This is a genomic window from Bacteroides sp. 14(A) (genome assembly GCF_000526555.1).
Taxonomy (GTDB): domain Bacteria; phylum Bacteroidota; class Bacteroidia; order Bacteroidales; family Bacteroidaceae; genus Bacteroides; species Bacteroides cellulosilyticus.
In genome coordinates, this window is sequence record NZ_JAGH01000001.1 from 317576 (window position 1) to 337829 (window position 20254).

Below are 20254 nucleotides of genomic sequence, written 5' to 3' on the forward strand. Positions count from 1 at the left end.
ACTACTACATATTACATATTAAAAATGAAAAGGATTATCTTGTCAATGCTTTGCTTAACTGCATGCATCAGCCTTATGGCACAAAATATCAGTGGAAAACTGGTGGATGAAGCGCAGCAACCGCTTCCTTATGCTAACGTAGTGTTGCAAACCGTAGATTCTGCCTTTGTAACCGGAACTACTACTGGTGAAAAGGGTGAATTCAAACTTCAGAAAATCGTTGCCGGAGACTATCGGCTGGCGATTTCCAGCATTGGTTATCAATCGTTGTATCTTTCTCTCCAAGGCTTTGAACGTACTGCTGATGTAGGTACGCTAACTTTGGCAGACGCTTCGCAAGAGTTGGGTGAAGTAACTGTTACCGCTTCCAGCAGAGTGAGTCGGGCAGATCAGAAATTGATATTTCCCAGTAAAAAACAAATTAGTGCATCAAACAATGGTGTGGACATGTTGCGCCATCTGATGTTGCCCCGGCTTCGTGTCAATAGTATGGATGGCAGTGTAGGCATGACCGATGGTAGCAGTGTACAACTCTGTATCAATGGACGAAAAGCTACAAAAGAAGAAGTCACTGCCCTGTTGCCTGAAGAGGTTATACGTGTTGAGTTTCAAGAAGATCCAGGTCTGCGCTATGGCGATGCAGGTGCGGTGGTAAATTACATCGTTCGCCGTTATGAAGTGGGAGGCTCTTTCGGTTACAATGGTATGCAAAGCCTGAAGAGTGGCTTTGGCAATCATAATTTGACGGGAAAAGTAAATTTCAAGCAATCGGAGATTAGCTTTTACTACGGTAACCGCCTGCAATATTTCAACGAGATATGGTTCGATAAGAATGAAACGTTCACTTTTGAAGATGGTAGTCAGTACCATCGCAGCCAGTATGCTGAGGCAAACAAAAAGAAGAATTTGCAACAATGGGGTGCTGTAACCTATAATCTGCAAGAGACTGACAAGTATATGCTGAACGCTACCGTGGGCTTTTCTCACTATAATGATCCTGATTTACGAATGAAAGGCAAACTGTATACCGAAGAATTTCCCAATTCCGTAACCGATCGTGAAGAGTGGAATCATGACCGCAACCTCAGTCCTTATCTGGATCTTTATTTTCAGAAAAACCTGAAGCATAAGCAATTCCTGGCTCTCAATGTCGTAGGTACATATATTAATACCAAGAATCGTAGCAGCTATACCGAATTGTTGTCCGGAGAGCCGGTAGTAGATTACTATTCGGGGATACGCGGTAAAAAATATTCGTTGATCGGTGAAGGTATCTATGAGAAAGCTTTTAAAGATGGAGGAAAATTGAGTGCAGGCGTACGTCATACTCAGGGATATACGGATAATGATTATAATGGTACGCTGCAATACAGTTCGCAGATGAAACAGGCTGATACTTATGCTTACGCACAGTATAATGGTAAATGGGGTAAACTGGGTTATCGTCTCGGAATGGGTGTCACCCGCTCATGGTTTCAGCAGATAGGGCAGGAAGATTATGAAACCTATTCTTTGAACCCGCGTCTGAACCTGACGTATGCCTTCAACGATCAGTGGAGCATTTCACTGAATGGAAATGTCAATACAATGAATCCTTCGCTCTCGCAGTTAAGTGCTGTAGAGCAGCTGACCGATTCTTTGCAGTCGGAACGTGGTAACCCGAACCTGAAACCTTATTCTTATTACCGTTCTACTTTCCGTTTGAATTACAGTAAGGGCAAATGGGATATCGGATTGCGCAACCAGTATAACTACCGTGATAAGGCCATCATGCCTCATATTTATCGTGAGGATGATAGATTTGTCCATAGTTATGCTAATCATTCCAGTTTCCAGGACTGGACTGTCGGTCTGGATGGACGTGTAGGTATGCTTTGGAATGTGTTGCAACTGAGTGGAAGCATCGAAAGTCGTAAATATTGGAGTAACGGTATTGATTTTCGCCATACACAGCACAGCATCGGTTGGGATGTAGCTGCTACCTTTATGTATAAAAACTTCACAGCTTCTGTTGAATTCCAGCATAATAGTGATTATTTCTTTGGCGAAGTTCTGGCTACCGGTGAAGAGGCACATGCAATTGACCTTCAATATCGTTGGAAACGGTTGAATGTCGGACTGCGTATGTTCAATCCTTTCCAGAAGGATTACAAACGCAATGAGGAGGACTGGAACAAATATGCAGGATACAGCTATCAGTATCACATCGATGATGTTGCCCGCATGATTTGTGTTACGTTGTCATGGAACATCAACTTCGGACGCGATTACAAGAGTAATAATAAAAAAATGCAGAATAGCGATACTGACGCGGGGGTCTTGTAAACTGTAAAAACTATCAACAGGAAGTTAATACCTTGTCGGCAAGGAGTTAACTTTTTGTTGACAGGATATTGGCTCTTAGTGTACAGGGAGTTAAGGGCAGCGGAGCCTGGGGTGAAATATCGGTCTATTGTGGTGGCTTGAACTTCCATGTCCGAATGTCCTTGGGGGGAGCGTATGATGAATTTTGTTTTATCTGAATCTGAGTCCCTTTTTTCTTGATGGAGGTAGGATTTTTATAGTTTTTAGGAGTTGGTTCTGTTAGTATTTCTATCTCATTTTCCGGTGTGTCAATTACAGAAACCGACAGTCGAATGCTATTGGCTATAGTATTTCCATCGGCACTGCAAAAACTGAGATAAGCTATTAGCTCATCGTCTTGCCAGTCGGAAGGAAGTTGTAGTTCAGCGTGTTGGGAAGAGCGCAGTGCAGTTTTCGTATCATAAACGGCCGTTTCTTTGTTTTTGTTGTATACCAGTAACATAGCAATATCTGTATCTTCTGCATTCCCCATACCGCTATTGTCCTGCCAGTTGAAGTACATCTTATTTCCGTTTTGCGTAGCTGTACCTTCAAATATCGGCATTAGGGTTCCCATAGAAACCAATGCCCGGTCAAAGTCAATCCTGATTTCTTTTCCACTGCCAGTCACGGCTCTTTTCAATGTGTAGGACATAGCGGCGTTGAAGGCGGACTTATCTTGTGTAAATTCCTTGTAACCAATACGTATGAAAGGTTTTATAGCTTTCAGGAAGCTGAATGCCGTGGCGAATTTGCCACGTTGTTCCTGTTGCTTCGGTGTACGCGGATTGCTGACTTTGGCAGCCCGTGCGCGTATATAGTAGTTTGATTTCCAGCGGAACCCTACTATCGGTCCCACTTTACCGGAGAAACCTCCGAGAATGCCCTGGTTGATGATTCCCATGATATCGTGTTTTTAATTACTTGTTTCTGTCACTGCGCAAATATATGGAAAATAAATCTCTTCAACCCGCTTCCTGTGATTTTTGCGTTCATTTGCGTCATTTTGCGTAGTTAACTCTTTGATCTTCTTCATTGTATTATGACCTGTCTCCGTTACACCCGGAATGCACTTGCTCCGTATCAAGGCCGTACTTTCTTCGGTCAGAGGTACCTGTGAGTGGAGATGGTACGGAGCAAGTATCTGCTACATTTGGGCAGGCGCTGGAATTGGAATTGCAAAAGCGCGATACGGTTTTGGTATTTTAGGAGCGTACGTCAGTTGCTCATTCAAAATATATTTTTGAAATAAAAAATCCCCCTTCCCCGTTTTACCGGTAAAAGGAGGATTTCACTTAAAATTATGATGGACTTTTTATTTCAAGTCTCTCAGTTCCCAGCCCAGTGCACTGGCACCTAAAACAGCTGCATCAGAGTCCTTCAACTCAGACATCAACAATTTGGCTTTACCTTTATAGATGTTCAGCACATTGTCATCGATAGCTTTCTGGATGGGTTTGAAGATATAATCTCCGGATTTGGCCAATCCGCCAAACAGGATAATAGCTTCGGGGCTTGAGAAAGCGATAGCATCAGCAATAGCTTCACCCAGAATGTTGCCTGTGAAGTCGAAAATATCTTGTGCCAGTTTGTCACCTTGAACCGCTGCATCGTATACGTCCTTTGAAGTGATATTCTCAGCAGGGATAGAGCGAAGCAAACTTGGTTCGGTACGTGCAGTCAGGAATTCGCGGGCTGTACGTGCTACACCGGTAGCCGAGCAGTAAGTTTCCAGACAGCCGTGACGTCCGCATCCGCAAAGACGACCATTTTCGCGGCGTATGATAACGTGACCCAATTCTCCGGCAAAACCGTCGTGGCCATAAACCATCTGACCGTTGATAACGATACCGCTACCTACACCTGTACCCAGAGTAATCATGATAAAATCTTTCATACCACGTGCAGCACCATAAGTCATTTCACCGATAGCTGCGGCGTTAGCGTCGTTAGTCAATGCAGTAGGTATACCCAAGCGCTCCTCGAACATAGCTGCCAAAGGTATTACACCTTTCCAAGGCAAGTTGGGGGCAAATTCGATAGTACCGCTGTAGTAGTTACCATTGGGAGCACCGATACCGATACCTTTGATTTTATCTACACCGCCATTAGCGATAATCAAAGGCAACAGATTTTTGCAGACTGCATCTACATAATCATCTGCTTGATCGTGAGCGCCGGTTTTGATGGAACCGCTTGCAATAATAGTTCCGCGTGCATCCACAATACCAAAGACGGTGTTTGTTCCGCCTATGTCAATACCTACTACGTAGGGTTTTTCCATGCTTGAATTCATGATATTAATGTTTTGTTTAAAGGGTTAGTTAATTAGTATTATGGTTACAAATTACACAAAGAAAAACGACACTTCAAAATCTTTTTGAAAAAAAGTTCACCCTCTTTGCAACTTTTCGTAACATAGCTGCGTCTAATAGTGAAAATTAATAAGAAAACAGACTAAAACAGAGGTATACGTGATACAACTGAAAGACATTAACAAGACCTACAACAACGGAGCACCCTTGCATGTGCTCAAAGGCATCAACCTCGATATCAAGCGGGGTGAGTTTGTTTCCATCATGGGAGCTTCGGGTTCCGGTAAATCCACCTTACTTAATATATTGGGTATTTTGGATAACTATGATACCGGTGAGTATTATCTGAATGGTACACTGATCAAAAACCTCAGTGAGACTAAAGCGGCTGAATACCGGAACCGTATGATCGGGTTCATCTTTCAGTCGTTTAACTTGATTTCCTTTAAAAATGCAGTAGAGAATGTGGCGCTTCCGCTTTTCTATCAGGGAGTAAGTCGCCGCAAGCGCAACGCCATGGCACTGGAATATCTGGATCGCTTGGGATTGAAGGATTGGGCGCACCACATGCCGAATGAAATGTCCGGTGGACAGAAACAGCGTGTTGCTATCGCCCGTGCCCTTATCACTCAGCCTCAGATTATCCTGGCCGATGAACCTACCGGTGCTCTTGATAGTAAGACTTCCGTGGAAGTAATGCAGATTCTTAAAGATTTGCACAGTACGGGGATGACTATCATAGTGGTTACCCACGAAAGTGGTGTAGCCAATCAGACAGATAAGATAATCCATATCAAGGATGGTATTATCGGCAGCATCGAAGAGAATCGTGATCATGATGCTTCTCCATTCGGAAAAGACGGATTTATGAAATAAAAGAATGTACAATGTACAATTTACAACGTACAATTGAAGCTTCGCCAACATTCCGGAAGGCAAATTGTAAATTGTAAATTGTCAAATAGTAAATGAATATATGTTTGATATTTGGCAAGAAATATACGGAACCATTAAGCGGAATAAGTTGCGTACGTTCCTTACAGGGTTTGCCGTGGCATGGGGCATCTTTATGCTTATCGTGTTGTTGGGTGCCGGAAATGGTATCATCCACGCCTTCGAGCAATCGTCCTCAGAACGTGCATTGAACTCTATCCGCATTTTTCCGGGATGGACTTCCAAGCCTTATGCAGGATTGAAGGAGGGACGTCGTGTCCGTTTGGAGAATAATGACCTGGAGGCTACTGAAAAGTATTTTCCGGATTATGTAATCAGTGCCGGTGCTACCGTGCGGCAGAGCAATGTAAACGTCAGTTTTGGGCAGGAGTATGTGAATATCTCCCTGATGGGAGTACACCCCAACTATACGGAGGTAGAGACGGTGAAAACTGCTGACGGGCGTTTTGTTAATCAGAATGATTTGAAAGAACGCCGCAAGGTGATCGTTATACATAAAAAGACTGCCGATATTCTATTTGGCAAAACTCATACCGAACCTATCGGGCAGTTTGTCAATGCAAGTGGAGTAGCATATCAGGTGGTAGGTATTTATAATGACCAGGGAGACCGCGAAGCCAGTGAGGCCTATATTCCTTTTTCTACTTTGCAGACCATCTATAATAAAGGCGAACAGCTGAATAATATTATTTTCACTACTAAAAATCTGGAAACAATAGAAAGTAACGAGATCTTTGAGGCCAACTATCGCAGGGTAATTGGTGCCAGTCGTCGTTTTGATCCTCAGGACAACAGTGCCATCTGGATATGGAACCGCTTTACTGATTATATGCGGACACAAAACGCCATGGGGATGCTTCGTACAGCTATCTGGGTGATTGGTATTTTCACCTTGCTGAGTGGAATTGTAGGTGTTTCAAACATCATGTTGATTACGGTGAAAGAGCGTACGCGTGAATTCGGTATCCGTAAGGCTCTTGGGGCGAAACCATTATCTATCCTTTGGCTGATTATTGTGGAGAGCGTTGCTATCACTACTTTGTTCGGGTATATAGGGATGGTGGCCGGCATTGCCGTTACGGAATGGATGAACTCGGCTTTCGGTAATCAGACTATGGATGCGGGTATGTTCCAGCAAACCATGTTCTCGAATCCGACTGTAGATTTGAGTGTCGCCATTCAGGCTACGCTGACCTTGATTATAGCGGGAACGCTGGCCGGTTTCTTCCCGGCAAAGAAGGCTGTAAGCATCAGTCCGATAGAAGCATTGAGAGCGGATTAGTGGCTATAGTATGAATCACTAATCACTAAACATTAATCACTATTAACATGAGAATAGATATAGACTCTTGTGAGGAAATCCTCATCACGATTACAAGAAACAAGACGCGAAGCTTGCTGACGGCATTCGGTGTATTCTGGGGTATCTTCATGCTGGTGGCGCTTATCGGTGGCGGGCAGGGGATGCAGCAGGCTATGAGTTCCCAGTTCGAAGGCTTTGCCACGAATTCGGCTTTCCTGGTTTCGCAGAAGACGGGAGAGGCGTATAAAGGTTTCCGGAAAGGACGTTGGTGGAATCTGGAACTCTCTGATATTGAGCGTCTGCGCAATGGGGTGGCGGAAATTGATATCATCACTCCTTCTATCGCCTATTGGGGAAGAACGGCAGTGCATGGAGATAAGAAATATGAATGTAGCGTAAAGGGATTGTATCCCGAATATGAGCATATAGAGCACCAGGAAATGGCGTATGGACGCTTCATCAACGATGTGGATATTAAGGAAGCACGTAAAGTCTGCACAATAGGTAAACGTGTGTATGAAAGTTTGTTTCACCCGGGAGAAGACCCTTGTGGAAAGTATATCCGGGTAGACGGTATTTACTATCAGGTGGTGGGTATGTGCTCGTCCGAGGGCAACATGAATATTCAGGGACAGGCTTCGGAAGCAATAACATTGCCTTACACAACCATGAAACAAGCCTATAATCTGGGCAACCGGATACATGTGGCATGTTTCACCGTGAAGCCCGGTGTCAAAGTGACGGATATTCAGGATAAGGTGGAGCACATAGTAAAGGCGGCTCATTACATCTCTCCGGATGATAAGCAGGCAGTGATGATGCTGAATGCGGAGGCCATGTTCTCTATGGTGGATAATCTGATGACGGGAGTCCGAATATTGATCTGGATGGTAGGTTTGGGTACCTTGTTTGCCGGAGCTATTGGCGTATCGAACATTATGATGGTGACAGTGCGTGAGCGTACCACGGAAATTGGCATTCGCCGCGCCATCGGAGCACGTCCGAGGGATATCTTGCAGCAGATTCTTTCTGAAAGTATGGTGTTGACTACTATTGCGGGTATGGCAGGTATCTCTTTTGCTGTATTGGTATTGCAGGTATTGGAGGCTGCCGCCAATGATCCGGGGCATATCACTACTCATTATCAGGTTTCATTTGGCCTGGCTATCGGTACCTGTGCGCTGTTGATTGCTTTAGGAGTGCTTGCAGGTTTGGCTCCGGCCTATCGTGCCATGGCAATTAAACCTATTGAGGCTATCAGGGATGAATGATAAGAGGAGCGATAACTCCTTAATTTCCTAATATAAAAATAAAGAAACAATAATATAATAATAGTATGAAAAAGTATCTGAAAATCGCGTTATTGGTAGTTGTAGCTGCCATTTTCATCTTCACGTTTGTATTCCTTTACCAGAAGTCTAAACCCAAGATTACGGTGTATGATACAGTAACTCCGACAGTGGCCGACCTGGAAAAAACGACTGTGGCAACCGGAAAGGTAGAACCAAGGGACGAGATTCTCATTAAACCCCAGATATCGGGTATCATTGACGAGTTGTATAAAGAAGCGGGACAGACTATACGCAAGGGAGAAGTGATTGCTAAGGTGAAAGTGATTCCCGAACTAGGTACGTTGAACTCTGCCGAGAGTCGTGTGCGTCTGGCGGAACTTAATGCGAAACAGGGCGAAACGGACTTTGCCCGCATAGAGAAGTTGTTTGAAGACAAGCTGATCAGTCGTGAAGAATATGAAAAAGCCGAGGTAAGTGTAAAGCAGGTGCGTGAAGAGTTGCAGACTGCTAAGGATAACCTGGAAATTGTGAAGGAAGGTATTACAAAGAGCAGTGCTTCTTTCTCAAGTACGTTGATCCGTTCCACAATTGATGGTTTGATACTGGATGTACCGGTAAAAGCCGGTAACTCGGTGATCATGAGTAACACGTTCAATGATGGTACGACAATCGCTACGGTTGCCAATATGAATGATTTGATTTTCAGAGGTAAAATTGATGAAACGGAAGTCGGTCGTGTTCATGAAGGTATGCCTGTGAAGTTGACAATTGGTGCTTTGCAGAATCTTTCATTTGACGCTATACTGGAATATATCTCTCCGAAGGGGGTAGAAGAAAACGGTGCCAATCAATTTGAGATAAAGGCAGCTATACAGGTGCCCGATACGGTGATGATTCGTTCGGGGTATTCTGCTAATGCGGAAATTGTACTGGAACGTGCACAAAAGGCACTTACTTTACCTGAAAGTACTATTGAGTTCAGTGGAGACAGCACATTTGTATATGTGATGACGGATAGTGTGCCTGCCCAGAAGTTCGAGCGTAAAGAGGTGAAAGTGGGTATGAGTGACGGTATCAAGATTGTTATCAAAGACGGTGTGGACGGCAAAGCCAAAGTGCGCGGTGCAGAGAAGAAGGATAAATAAATGCCGGTGAAGTAACCTTGTATAATTCAATAATAACAGATTATGAAGAAGAACTTAATAATAGGATGTATGGCTGTTTTTGCTGTCTCGGTGCAGGCACAGGAGGGCTGGACATTGCGCCAATGCATCGACTACGCTATAGAACATAATATCAGTATCCGTCAGAGTGCTAATGAGGCAGAACAAAGTGCCGTAAGCGTAAATACGGCCAAATGGGCGCGTCTGCCGAACCTGAACGGTAGTGCAGGGCAAAGTTGGAACTGGGGACGTACGGATGTGCGTATAGGAGATGAGCAAAAGTACATTAGTGTGAGTAGCCACAGTACTAATATGTCTTTGTCTACCAATGTTCCTATATTCACCGGTTTACAGATTCCTAATCAGTATGCTTTGGCCAAACTGAACCTTAAAGCTGCTATGGCGGATTTGGAAAAAGCTAAAGAAGATATTTCTATAAATATTGCTTCTGCTTATTTGCAGGTACTGTTCAATCAAGAGTTACATCAGGTTTCTCTTGGCCAGGTAGAGTTGAGCAAAGAGCAATATGCCCGTATATCTCGTCTTGCGGAATTGGGTAAAGCGTCTCCTGCGGAGGTTGCTGAGGCGAAAGCCCGTGTTGCCCAGGATGAGATGAGTGCTGTGCAGACTGATAATAATTTTCAGTTAGCATTGCTTGATCTTAGTCAGCTTATTGAGTTGGAAACTCCGGAAGGATTCAGTTTGGCCGCTCCTGTAGTGAAGCTTGACTTGGAACCCCTTACTCCTCCGGATGAGGTCTATCAGACAGCTTTGTCGACTAAAGCTGCCATTCAGGCTGCACAATATCGTCTGGAGGGTAGCAAACACAACATCCGTATTGCTCAGAGTGCTTTCTATCCGCAATTGAGTTTTAGTGGTAGTCTTGGAACTAATTACTATTCTACCATTGACCGTAATTTTGGTGATCAGATGCGGGATAATTTCAGTAAGTATGTAGGATTTAGTCTGAGTGTTCCTCTCTTTAATCGCTTTACTACTCGTAACCGTGTGCGCACAGCGCGTTTACAGCAGGAGAATTATTCTCTGCAACTGGATAATACCAAGAAAACGCTCTATAAAGAAATTCAGCAAGCCTGGTACACTGCACTGGCTTCCGAAAGCAAGTATACCAGTAGTAGTACGGCAGCCAATGCCAGTATGGAATCTTTCAAGCTGATGAGTGAGAAGTATGATAATGGCAAAGCTAATGCCGTAGAGTATAATGAAGCGAAACAGAATTTGATGAAAGCCCAGTCTGATGAGTTGCAGGCCAAATATGAATATCTGTTCCGTACAAAGATATTGGACTTCTATAAAGGAATACCGATTGAATAACTTTTTTAGTGTCTTTCTCTTGAAAATCCTTCTTTGGCTGCGAGGCTGGGGGAGGATTTTCTGTATATTTGCCACATGACTCCTTTTATCAGTATAATTATTCCTTTTTATGGTACAGCAGACCCGGTATTGCTGCAACGCTGTATTACTTCTATCCGTGAACAGGGAATGGAAGAGGGGAGTTATGAAATCATTGTAGCAGACGATGAGAGTCAGACTACGGGGGGAGCACGTAATCGTGGAATGCAACAAGCGCATGGTGAATATCTTTTTTTTGTAGATGCTGATGATATTTTAGTACCGAATACACTTCGTTCTTGTTTACCTTTGTTGAAACTATACTCTCCTGATATTCTGAGGTTTGGTTTTAAGGAGTTTACCAGTGCCTCTTCGTTGGAGAAGCAGAATCCGACCAATCAAGTGCCGTCTTATGTAGAATACTCATCCGGTGCCCACTTCATGGCATTGAATAATTTTACGGGAGTTGTTTGGGCGCATTTCTTCCGTCGAAGTTTATTGGAGACGTCTTCTCTTTATTTCAGTAAGACGAGCCTTTTTGAAGATGAAGAGTTTGTTGCCAAAGCTTACTTCTTCGCCCGAAAAATGTTGGTGACTTCTTATAAAGTGTATGGTTATTACTGTTCATCTTCTTCTTTAACGAGAATGATTACTGAAGATGAATGCCGGAGGAGGGTATCTGATTTTAAAGAAATGCTTTTTCGGTTGAAAGCGTTTAGTCAGGCTTGTCAGTCTGACGCCTCTGTCGAGCGTTTGGAGGCATTGAATAGACGAATCCATTTTCTTGTTATCGACTATATCCGTCAGATGTGGCGGAATAAATGTAGTATAAATGAGATGAACCGGCAATTAGCTATCCTGAAACAAGCGGGATTAGTACCTTTGCCCTATAAAAAGTATTCTTGGAAGTATCGTTTGGTTTGTCCTGCCATTAATGTTTATATTCGTTTTGTTATATGAAGATATTGTTACTTGGAGAGTTTAGCGGGCTGCATTGGAATCTTGCGGAAGGACTTCGGGCATTGGGGCACGATGTCTGTGTTGCTTCTGATGGTTGTGGTTGGAGGAACTATCCGCGTGATATAGCTCTTGACCGGCCGACGGATAGTTTGCGTGATGGTATCTGTTGCCTTCTCCGTATATTGCGTCATTTGCCGGGTTTTCGGGGATATGATGTTGTGCAGATTATCAGTCCTTATTTTTTGCGTTTACGCAGTGAACGTACTTTGCCTGTTTACCGTTATTTGCAACGGCACAATGGCAAGGTCTTTTTGGGAGCTTTCGGGACCGACTATTATTATATTCGTGCTTGTATGGAAACAAGCACTTTTCACTATTCGGATTTTAAGATCGGAGACCGGTATCGTGATACGGCTTTTAATCAGATTACTCTTCAGGATTGGTATTATGGTGGGGCAGCTCGTGCCACTCGGGCTATAGCCGAAACTTGTAATGGCATTATCGCCTGTTTGTGGGAGTATTACGCTTCCTATCAACCTTACTTTTCAGATAAGACAGCTTTCATTCCTTTACCTATCGATTTGCGTGAGGTAACATCCCGCGTTCGCGGTGTGCCGGAGAAACTGAATTTCTTCATCGGTATTCAGTCTGCCCGTAGTAATTTGAAGGGGACTGATGTTATGCTGCCCGTTTTGCAAGAAGTGCAGCGCAAGTATTCTGAGCTTTGCCGCATCACTGAAGTGCATGATGTGCCTTATGCCCGCTATCAGCAGTTGATGGATGATGCTGATGTCCAGTTAGATCAGTTGTATTCGTATACCCCTTCCATGAATTCACTATTGGCTATGGCAAAAGGAGTAACGGTAGTGGGAGGCGGTGAGCCGGAGAACTATGAGATATTGAATGAAACAGAACTTCGTCCCATTATCAATGTCCTGCCCGACGAGCAAGATATTTATCAAAAGCTGGAAGATATAGTGCTTCATAAAGAGCGTATTCCGGAATTATCGGCGCAAAGTATTGAATATGTAGCCAAGTATCACGATCATGTGAAGGTGGCCCGCCAATATCTGGACTTCTGGGAAAAACATTAATCATTTCTTCTTGTATTTTGCCCTTGCAATAACTAAGTATTGTAAGGGCTAAATTTTATTAGGCAAAGTAATCATTTTCCCTTTGCCAAGGTAACTCGTATTATGTCTTCTAAGTACTTATAGATGCCCGATGTAACGTGAGTGAAAGATTATGAAACATACATCGGTAAAGATGTAATATCAGCGAAAGAATGTGTAAAATGATTATAGGTATCTCTTGGATTCGATACTGTATATTTGCTGTCGGTAAATTTTGCCTTTTCAAAAACAATAATAAAAAAGGATATAACTATGCGAAAACATTTTTGTCTTTTTCTGTTGGCATCTATTTTCTACAGTTATGCGACTCTTGCGCAAAACGCTTCTGCCAAAAATCCGGTGGTTCATGCCGATGTACCCGATATGTCAATGATCCGGGTGGGAGATACTTATTACATGAGTAGTACCACCATGCACATGGCTCCGGGAGTACCCATTATGAAATCTAAAGATCTAGTGAACTGGGAGTTGGTGAGTTACTGTTACGATATACTGGCCGATGTGGATGCACTGAACTTGAACAATGGTAAGAATGCTTATGGCAGTGGTACATGGGCAAGCTGCATTCGCTATCATAATAATATGTATTATGTGACAACATTTGCCGGCACCACCGGGAAGACCTATATATATACTACGAAAGATATAGAGAAAGGTCCTTGGAAAGCAATATCCTTTAATCCTTCTTATCATGATCATTCTGTTTTCTTTGACGATGACGATCGTATTTATATCATCTGGGGAGGTGGTAAACTGCATATAGCGGAACTGAAGCCCGATTTATCCGGGATAAAAGAAGGTACCGAACGTGTCTTTATAGAGAATGCCAGTGCTCCGTCAGGAGATAATGTCGGATTACCTGCCGAGGGTTCACAGTTATTTAAAGTAAATGGGAAGTATTATTTATTCAATATTACTTGGCCGAAAGGAGGAATGCGTACAGTGGTTATTCACCGCGCTGATAATATAAATGGTCCTTGGGAAGGTAGAGTAGCTTTGCAGGATAAAGGTGTTGCCCAAGGTGGCTTGATAGATACGCCTGATGGCAGATGGTTTGCTTATCTTTTCCGTGACAATGGTTCTGTAGGCCGTATCCCTTATCTTGTTCCGGTGAAATGGGAAGATGGATGGCCGGTTCTCGGAATAAATGGAAAGGTTCCGGAAACATTGGATCTGCCGGCAAGTAAAGGCTTGATACCGGGTATTGTTGCCTCGGATGAGTTTACACGCAAAAAGAAAGATGCGGCTTTGCCGTTGGTTTGGCAGTGGAATCATAATCCGGATAATTCTCTCTGGTCAGTTAGTGAACGGAAGGGATATCTGCGACTCAAAACCGGACGGATAGATACTGATTTCCTGTCTGCAAGAAACACGTTGACACAGCGGACGATTGGTCCGGTATGTTCAGGAACTACTTCTATGGATGTGTCTGATATGAGAGAAGGCGATTTTGCAGGGCTTGCACTTCTTCAGAAAAAATATGGATGGATTGGTGTGAAATATGAAAACGGGGTAAAGAAGATTGTAATGGTAAGTGCGCAGACTGACAAACCGGAAGAGGTGGAAAGTCTGCCACTGAACCAAAATACAGTATTCCTGAAAGCCGAATGTGACTTTACAGATAAGAAAGATATAGCGGATTTCTACTATAGCCTGGATGGTAAGAAGTGGACAAAAATAGGAAGCCAGCTCAAGATGGCTTATACTCTCCCGCATTTTATGGGATACCGTTTCGGACTATTCAATTATGCTACTAAGACTCCCGGAGGGTATGTGGACTTTGATTATTTCCGTATAAGTGACAGTAAATGAGATAACGAGTAATTATAAATCATAATTGATATTAGACATGAAAAAGGTGAAATCGACGCTTTCCGTGGGTAAGCGCATCATTTTGTTGTCACTTTGTATGACAATGTTTTCAGTGGCAGGTTTTAGCCAAGGGGCTAAAGGTAAAAAGGTGAAGGGTGCTCCGGTATTCTTGCAGGCGGTTTATCAGGGGAATGATCAGGTGTACAACGAGAATCCGTTGCAGGCCGGTGAGTTTTATAATCCCATTTTGCAAGGTTGTTACCCCGATCCGTCCATAACCCGCAAAGGGGATGACTACTTCCTGGTGTGTTCATCGTTCGCCATGTTCCCCGGTGTGCCTATCTTCCATTCAAAGGATTTAGTGAACTGGACGCAGATAGGCCATGTACTGGACCGTACCTCACAGCTGAAAGTACATGATACGGGTATCAGTGCCGGCGTGTATGCTCCGGCCATCAAGTATAACCCCAATAATGATACTTTCTATATGATCACCACCCAGTTTGCGGGGGGATTCGGGAATATCATTGTAAAGTCGAAAGATCCTTTCAAAGGATGGAGTGATCCTATCAAGTTGAATTTTGACGGTATCGACCCCTCTATCTTCTTTGATGATAACGGCAAGGCGTATGTGGTTCATAATGACGGACCGAAGCGTGGTGAAGAACTCTATAACGGACACCGTGTGATTAAAATCTGGGAGTATGATGTGGAAAACGATCAGGTGATTCCCGGTTCGGATCAGGTTATTGTGAATGGTGGTGTGGATTTGTCCAAGAAACCTATCTGGATTGAAGCTCCGCATATCTATAAGAAGAATGGACGCTACTATCTGATGTGTGCCGAAGGCGGTACCGGAGATTGGCATAGTGAAGTAATCTTTGTGAGTGACAGCCCGAAAGGTCCCTTTATTCCGGCTCCCAATAATCCTATCCTGAGCCAGAGATACCTGAATCAGAACCGGAAGAATATGGTGGATTGGGCCGGACATGCCGATTTAGTGGAAGGTCCTGACGGCAAATATTATGGTGTGTTCCTGGCTATCCGTCCGAATGAGAAGGGCAGAGTGAACATTGGCCGTGAAACGTTTATCCTGCCGGTTGACTGGTCGGGAGAATTCCCTGTCTTTGAAAACGGATTGATTCCGATGGAGCCGAAGTTGAAAACACCTAAAGGAGTGGAGAATAAAACCGGAAAAGACGGTTACTTCCCCAATGGCAATTTTACGTTCACTGAAAACTTCACATCTCCGCAATTGGATTACCGCTGGATTGGTTTGAGAGGCCCTCGTGAAGAGTTCATCTCAGTACTGAAAGACGGAGGATTGCGGATTACTCCTTTCCCGGTGAACATAAAAGAGGTGAAGCCTACTTCAACCCTCTTCTACAGACAGCAACATAATAACTTCTCGTTTACTACCACATTGCAGTATGTTCCGAAGACAGAGAAAGATCTGGCAGGCATCACTTGCGTACAGAGTGAAAAATTCAATTATGTCTTTGGCTTGACAAAAAAGGACAAAGATTTCTACATGGTGCTGGAAAGAACGGCAAGAGGTAAATCCGGACTTGTTGCAAGTGCAAAAGTAGATGTGAAGAATCCCATTCAATTGCGAGTAAAGGGTGAAGGAGATGGCTATGGCTTTTATTATTCAACGGATGGAACTGACTTCGTACAGTTAGGAAATACCGTGCCCGGTGATATTCTTTCAACGAACGTGGCAGGTGGTTTTACCGGTTGTCTGATAGGCTTGTACGCTACTTCTGCGAATGATATTGTTGTGAACAACCTGAAAGATGCGTATGCTGATTATTTCACTGTGGGGTGTGCCATAAATATGGCAAATCTGAATTCACCTCAACAGATGGCATTGATTACTTCCAACTTTAACAGTATCACTGCAGAGAACGATATGAAACCTCAACCTACGGAGCCTGTGGAAGGACAGTGGAACTGGGAGAGCGCTGATAAGATAGCCAACTTTGCCCGTGCTAATAAAATAGGACTTCGCGGTCATTGCCTTGTCTGGCATGCCCAAACTCCGGACTGGATGTTCCATGATGAAAAGGGAAATTTGGTTTCCAAGGAGGTACTGTTTGAGAGAATGAGAAAGCATATCCATACGATTGTAAATAGATATAAGGATGTTGTCTATGCTTGGGACGTAGTGAACGAAGCGATGACGGATGATCCGAAAGCAGAAGTTCCTTATCGTCAGTCTCTCTATTATAAGATTGCGGGGGACGAGTTTATAAAGAAGGCTTTTGAATATGCTCATGAGGCAGATCCCAAAGCATTGCTTTTCTACAATGATTATAATGAGACCAACCCGGCGAAGCGTGACCGCATTTATAATATGGTTAAAAGCATGAAGGCTGAGGGAATACCCATCTCCGGAATCGGAATGCAGGGACATTATAATACCCTTTCTCCTACGGAGGATGAGTTCAGAAAAGCTATCGAGCTTTATTCGCAGGTGGTTGATAATATCCATATCACTGAACTGGACGTTCGTATCAATACGAGAGAGCAGGGAGGACAGTTGAGTGTGAACCAGGATAACAGGACGTTGGAATTGACTCCTGAAGCGGATGCGGCGCAGGTAGCCCAGTATGATATGCTGTTCCGGGTGATGCGCGAATACAAGAATGTGGTTAGCAATGTTACTTTCTGGAATGTATATGATGGTGATTCATGGCTGGATCGCCGCCGTGGTAACCGTCAGCGTAACTATCCGCTTCTGTTTGACGAAAACTTACTGCCGAAATCGTCGTATTATAAAGTGTTGAATTTCTAAATAAAGGTATTTGCACAGTTAATAATCCGCTCTATATCTTCATTCGTCAGTAATGGATATATAGGGAGGCTTAACTCCTCATTATGGATGCGTTCCGTAATGGGGAGTTGTTGCATTCCATATTCTTTTTTCAACGCTTCCTGGCGATGGGGAGGGATAGGGTAATGAATTTGAGTACAAATGCCGTGACTATTGAGATAACGTTGCCATTCATCTCTGCGGGAAGAAAAGACGGGGAAGATATGAAAAACATTGGCTTCATTGATATCATCCGTATGGACAGTACTCTGTAATTCCAGACGCTGCCAGTCAATCCCTTCTTTATATAATTGCGCTATTTCCCTTCTACGGATATTATCCTGATCCAAACGAGAGAGTTTCACGGAAAGGACTGCCGCTTGCAACTCGTCCAGACGGCTGTTTATACCTTGATACCGATGTACATATTTCTCCGTGGAGCCATAATTGGCAATGGAACGCACTGTAGCGGCAAGCCTTGCATCGTGAGTGGTTATAGCGCCGCCATCTCCTAATGCCCCTAAATTCTTGGCTGGATAAAAACTGAAAGCAGCGGCATCTCCCAGATTACCAGCACGCAGAGGATGATTCCCTTTCCCCGGTAAACCTTTGTTCCAGACAGCTCCATGTGCTTGTGCAGCGTCTTCTATGACTTTCAGTCCGTAGCGGTTGGCTAACTTGCATATCTCTTTCATGTCAGCTAAACGGCCATACAGGTGGACGGGCAATATGGCACGCGTGCGGGAGGTAATCAGTGTCTCGGCATAGGCAGCATCTATATTGCATGTTTCGAAAGAAGGTTCACAAAGCATTGGCTTCAGGCCGGCACGAAGAATGGAAAGTAGGGTGGCAATGTATGTATTGGCGGGAACAATAACTTCATCTCCTGCATTCATCACTCCCAGTTCCCGGTAAGCCAGAAATATCAAAGTAAGAGCATCCAAACCATTTCCGGTGCCAACGCAATAAGAAGTACCGCAATAAGCAGCGAACTCCTCTTCAAAACGGGCTGTAGCTTCCCCGTGCAGATACCATCCGGAATGGGAAACACGCAACAGAGCATCCGACAGTTCGGGTTCGAAGGAGGCATTGATCTTTTGCAGGTCTAAATACTTTATCATAAGTGTAATTCGTAAACGTCATACATAATTGCTCTTGCGCCGAAACCTTCTTTTTGGAAGAGTAATCCCTCATTCAATATTTGTCCGCCGTGTTCGGTAGATATGCCAAAGTCGAAGTATCGCTTCTGCGCATAACGGTCGTATATTAATTGGTGGAAAAGCAGGTCGAGCGCACCGCATTTCTTTCCGCGTGGGGAAGCTGCGATGTATTGCACGTGGGCTACTTCGTCAGTCTCATACACAATGCATCCACCCAATGTTTCGGCTCCATCGCATACACGGAAAAGGGAAATCTGGCGGGGGAAATTGCTGTGCAGACGGGTAATCTCCTCTAGCGAATGTACGGGAGAGACACCGTATCGTTCGTGCAGGTTTTCTTCCAGTATCGGCCAGAAAGAAGCAAAGTCTTCATCTTCTGCAATCGTCAGTGAGGATGCCAGGGCTTTCTTCAGTTGGCGACGGCGGAGAGTACGGAAAGGCAGACGGTCGTCCAGTGGAATGACGGATGAGATGCTTCGTGCCACAAGGGTTGCACCCAGCCGGGTGAGGACATAAAGGTCTTCTTCTGCAGGATAGCGGTGATAGATATGTGGAATAGCACGATAGACTATCGACTGCACACTGCATTCCTTCTGCAGATAATCGAGTGCGGCATGAAATACGCTTTCTACTTGTTGCAGGGTGATGGAAGGAGAAAGGAGCATTCCGCCATACGTCAGTCCTTGATGGGAATAGAAACAACTGCCGGAAAGATTACCGGGAAGCAGGGCTGTTAACTTCCGGTTACAGAAGATCATTAGGGAACAATCCTGGAAACGGTCGGCATGATAATCCATATAGTCGCGCTGCATGAGGAACGTACCGTTTTTGGAGCGGCGCACGAAGCGGTCCCAGCGCTCTTTATCTCCTGCTGAGTAGCGGATTATATGCCATTCCTGATCGGTTGCCACACTTATTTCCATGTATCTGCCTGTCTTTTATATTACTTTCGGAATTCAAATATAGGTATATTTTTAAAGTTTTGCATATATGTCAGCCTGAAAGGCTATATGCGGAACTTACGTATAATTTAAATAACGTGAGTTTAGGTGGTTTATTATTTATGCGAATCATCAGGAGTTGAATTGGGATCATATCGGAAAAGTTACGAGCTACCGGCTACAAGCTACAAGTAGCTGCGCTATGTTCCGAAAGGCACTTGTAGCTTGTAGTCGGTAGCTGATTCATAACGGAATAGAAAAGAACAAAAGTGATTAGTGTTTAGTGATAAGTGATAAGCGCCATTCGGTATATTATTTTTTAGACGCGGATGACACGGATAACGCGGATTTAAAAGGCTGCGCTATAAAAGTGGATAAAAAAAAGATCCGCGTCATCCGTGTCATCCGCGTCTAAAAGATTATTTATCATTTAACTCATAACCCTACAGAGAAGAGCAAACCAAAGTTCATATGTCCCGTAACCACCTGTGTGACAAGAAACTTGGTGTTCCATCATGATCAGTCGTAGTGAAACACGAGTTCAGTCCTAGTGGGAGGTACCTTCAGTCGTAGTGGGAGATATCTTCAGTCGTAGTGGGAAGTACCCTCGGTTTAGCATAGTGAATGAATCATTGTGTTGTTCATGCCCCGCCATAACTGTGTCTCAACCGTACTTGCTCCGTACCTTCTTCGCTCAGAAGCACCTCTGA

General features: G+C 44.0%; 14 protein-coding genes. 10 read left to right on the forward strand and 4 right to left on the reverse strand.

Going from position 1 to position 20254, the window contains the following annotated elements:
• The first annotated feature begins 24 nt into the window (after positions 1 to 24).
• Positions 25 to 2325 carry a TonB-dependent receptor gene (locus K429_RS0101130; RefSeq protein ID WP_025725771.1) on the forward strand — a complete coding sequence of 767 codons (2301 nt, stop codon included), beginning with the start codon at positions 25 to 27 and terminating at the stop codon, positions 2323 to 2325.
• A gap of 124 nt (positions 2326 to 2449) precedes the next feature.
• On the opposite strand, the gene K429_RS0101135 is transcribed toward K429_RS0101130, so the two are convergent.
• Entirely contained in the window at positions 2450 to 3247 is a 798-nt protein-coding gene (locus K429_RS0101135) for a DUF6266 family protein (RefSeq protein WP_025725772.1), read from the reverse strand.
• A 411-nt stretch (positions 3248 to 3658) separates the two neighbouring features.
• Positions 3659 to 4639 (reverse strand): ROK family protein, encoded by a 981-nt coding sequence (locus tag K429_RS0101140; RefSeq protein WP_022210159.1) that lies wholly within the window; start codon positions 4637 to 4639, stop codon positions 3659 to 3661.
• Between the two features lie 178 nt (positions 4640 to 4817).
• On the opposite strand from K429_RS0101140, the gene K429_RS0101145 reads away from it, so the two are divergent.
• From K429_RS0101145 to K429_RS31125, 9 genes are all read left to right on the forward strand, one after another.
• Positions 4818 to 5534, forward strand: coding sequence for an ABC transporter ATP-binding protein (locus tag K429_RS0101145; protein WP_007211960.1), 717 nt, complete (start codon positions 4818 to 4820; stop codon positions 5532 to 5534).
• A 100-nt stretch (positions 5535 to 5634) separates the two neighbouring features.
• Complete coding sequence (locus tag K429_RS0101150; protein ID WP_007211959.1) at positions 5635 to 6894, forward strand: ABC transporter permease; 1260 nt, start codon at positions 5635 to 5637, stop codon at positions 6892 to 6894.
• Between the two features lie 47 nt (positions 6895 to 6941).
• Positions 6942 to 8186, forward strand: a complete 1245-nt coding sequence (locus tag K429_RS0101155) for an ABC transporter permease (protein WP_007211958.1) — start codon at positions 6942 to 6944, stop codon at positions 8184 to 8186.
• Between the two features lie 65 nt (positions 8187 to 8251).
• Positions 8252 to 9352, forward strand: coding sequence for an efflux RND transporter periplasmic adaptor subunit (locus tag K429_RS0101160; RefSeq protein ID WP_007211957.1), 1101 nt, complete (start codon positions 8252 to 8254; stop codon positions 9350 to 9352).
• Between the two features lie 42 nt (positions 9353 to 9394).
• The gene (locus tag K429_RS0101165) at positions 9395 to 10705 is read left to right on the forward strand and encodes a TolC family protein (RefSeq protein WP_025725773.1); all 1311 of its coding nucleotides are present in this window, start codon (positions 9395 to 9397) and stop codon (positions 10703 to 10705) included.
• A gap of 75 nt (positions 10706 to 10780) precedes the next feature.
• Positions 10781 to 11683, forward strand: a complete 903-nt coding sequence (locus tag K429_RS0101170; RefSeq protein ID WP_025725774.1) for a glycosyltransferase family 2 protein — start codon at positions 10781 to 10783, stop codon at positions 11681 to 11683.
• Positions 11680 to 12777 carry a glycosyltransferase gene (locus K429_RS0101175; RefSeq protein ID WP_022210163.1) on the forward strand — a complete coding sequence of 366 codons (1098 nt, stop codon included), beginning with the start codon at positions 11680 to 11682 and terminating at the stop codon, positions 12775 to 12777. Before K429_RS0101170 ends, K429_RS0101175 begins: the two co-directional genes overlap by 4 nt.
• Positions 12778 to 13068: 291 nt before the next feature.
• Entirely contained in the window at positions 13069 to 14628 is a 1560-nt protein-coding gene (locus K429_RS0101180; RefSeq protein WP_025725775.1) for a glycoside hydrolase 43 family protein, read from the forward strand.
• Between the two features lie 37 nt (positions 14629 to 14665).
• Entirely contained in the window at positions 14666 to 17425 is a 2760-nt protein-coding gene (locus K429_RS31125; protein ID WP_025725776.1) for an endo-1,4-beta-xylanase, read from the forward strand.
• Here the strand turns inward: K429_RS31125 and K429_RS0101190 are convergent.
• Together K429_RS0101190 and K429_RS0101195 are read right to left on the reverse strand one after the other, a co-directional pair.
• On the reverse strand, positions 17422 to 18564 hold the full coding sequence (locus K429_RS0101190; RefSeq protein ID WP_025725777.1) for a DegT/DnrJ/EryC1/StrS aminotransferase family protein: 1143 nt from the start codon (positions 18562 to 18564) through the stop codon (positions 17422 to 17424). The genes K429_RS31125 and K429_RS0101190 overlap by 4 nt on opposite strands.
• The gene (locus K429_RS0101195) at positions 18561 to 19526 is read right to left on the reverse strand and encodes a GNAT family N-acetyltransferase (RefSeq protein ID WP_025725778.1); all 966 of its coding nucleotides are present in this window, start codon (positions 19524 to 19526) and stop codon (positions 18561 to 18563) included. Before K429_RS0101195 ends, K429_RS0101190 begins: the two co-directional genes overlap by 4 nt.
• Between the last annotated feature and the right edge of the window lie 728 nt (positions 19527 to 20254).

Excerpts from the sequence above, each read along its gene's own strand:
- K429_RS31125 (WP_025725776.1), top strand. The coding sequence starts at position 14,666 with ATGAAAAAGGTGAAATCGACGCTTTCCGTGGGTAAGCGCATCATTTTG.
- K429_RS0101195 (WP_025725778.1), bottom strand. The coding sequence starts at position 19,526 with ATGGAAATAAGTGTGGCAACCGATCAGGAATGGCATATAATCCGCTAC.
- K429_RS0101170 (WP_025725774.1), top strand. The coding sequence starts at position 10,781 with ATGACTCCTTTTATCAGTATAATTATTCCTTTTTATGGTACAGCAGAC.
- K429_RS0101190 (WP_025725777.1), bottom strand. The coding sequence starts at position 18,564 with ATGATAAAGTATTTAGACCTGCAAAAGATCAATGCCTCCTTCGAACCC.
- K429_RS0101130 (WP_025725771.1), top strand. The coding sequence starts at position 25 with ATGAAAAGGATTATCTTGTCAATGCTTTGCTTAACTGCATGCATCAGC.
- K429_RS0101165 (WP_025725773.1), top strand. The coding sequence starts at position 9,395 with ATGAAGAAGAACTTAATAATAGGATGTATGGCTGTTTTTGCTGTCTCG.
- K429_RS0101175 (WP_022210163.1), top strand. The coding sequence starts at position 11,680 with ATGAAGATATTGTTACTTGGAGAGTTTAGCGGGCTGCATTGGAATCTT.
- K429_RS0101160 (WP_007211957.1), top strand. The coding sequence starts at position 8,252 with ATGAAAAAGTATCTGAAAATCGCGTTATTGGTAGTTGTAGCTGCCATT.
- K429_RS0101140 (WP_022210159.1), bottom strand. The coding sequence starts at position 4,639 with ATGAATTCAAGCATGGAAAAACCCTACGTAGTAGGTATTGACATAGGC.
- K429_RS0101180 (WP_025725775.1), top strand. The coding sequence starts at position 13,069 with ATGCGAAAACATTTTTGTCTTTTTCTGTTGGCATCTATTTTCTACAGT.
- K429_RS0101135 (WP_025725772.1), bottom strand. The coding sequence starts at position 3,247 with ATGGGAATCATCAACCAGGGCATTCTCGGAGGTTTCTCCGGTAAAGTG.
- K429_RS0101150 (WP_007211959.1), top strand. The coding sequence starts at position 5,635 with ATGTTTGATATTTGGCAAGAAATATACGGAACCATTAAGCGGAATAAG.
- K429_RS0101155 (WP_007211958.1), top strand. The coding sequence starts at position 6,942 with ATGAGAATAGATATAGACTCTTGTGAGGAAATCCTCATCACGATTACA.